The following is a 699-nucleotide window of genomic DNA, read 5'->3' on the forward strand; positions in this document are numbered from 1 at the left end:
CTCGCCGCGATGGAGGTGGTTAACTCCATCGCGCACAACCCCACCGACCAATTTCTGATCATTTCGATCTCTCCGAATCGCTTTTGTAAGTCATGAGCCAGCTGATGCTTGATTAAATGTACTCTGTCTCTATGTCTCCGTGGGGCACCGGCTTTTAGCGCGATATCCAATGCGATGCCGCGCACCCCAAGATCTATTAGCTCTTCCGCTGCTTCCTGCCGCGTTGTGATCTTTCGAACAAACTCCATCATTTTACCTCCATTATCAAAAAACCCTAAAAAGTATAAATAATTTTCGGTGAGAAGATTAAAATATTCGCGTGATTATAATACATTATTCAATTTGAATTTGCGCTCCAGTCGGGATTTGAACCCGAGTCTTCGGCTCGAAAGGCCGAGGTGATTGACCAGCTACACTACTGGAGCATTATCTGTTTTCATTTGCAAACTATATAAACAATGCGGTCGTAATCATTCGATCTTTTAATTGATAGAAAAATATTTATACGAAGAACAGGTCAAATTCCTTGATAATTATGTCAGAACGGAGATGTAATATTTGTGGGGTTCTGCTGGACGAGACGAATCAATATTACGACAGAATTAAGAAAATTCCGGAGAGATTGATCTGTAAGAAATGCAGATCTAGAGAAATCGCTATGCGGAGAAGTAGGAAACAAAGTTTTACATATAAGGTGAG

1 protein-coding gene and 1 tRNA gene are annotated in these 699 nt (G+C 41.2%); both read right to left on the reverse strand.

Annotated features, from left to right (window positions below; all coding sequences use genetic code 11):
* Nucleotides 1-251, reverse strand: a 251-nt coding sequence (locus QHG98_09745) for a hypothetical protein (protein ID MDH7597994.1), incomplete at its 3' end; no start/stop codon positions are given.
* 100 nt (nucleotides 252-351) lie between these two features.
* A tRNA-Glu gene (locus QHG98_09750) sits at nucleotides 352-425 on the reverse strand.
* Between the last annotated feature and the right edge of the window lie 274 nt (nucleotides 426-699).

It is taken from the genome of Methanothrix sp. (assembly GCA_029907715.1).
Taxonomy (GTDB): domain Archaea; phylum Halobacteriota; class Methanosarcinia; order Methanotrichales; family Methanotrichaceae; genus Methanothrix_B.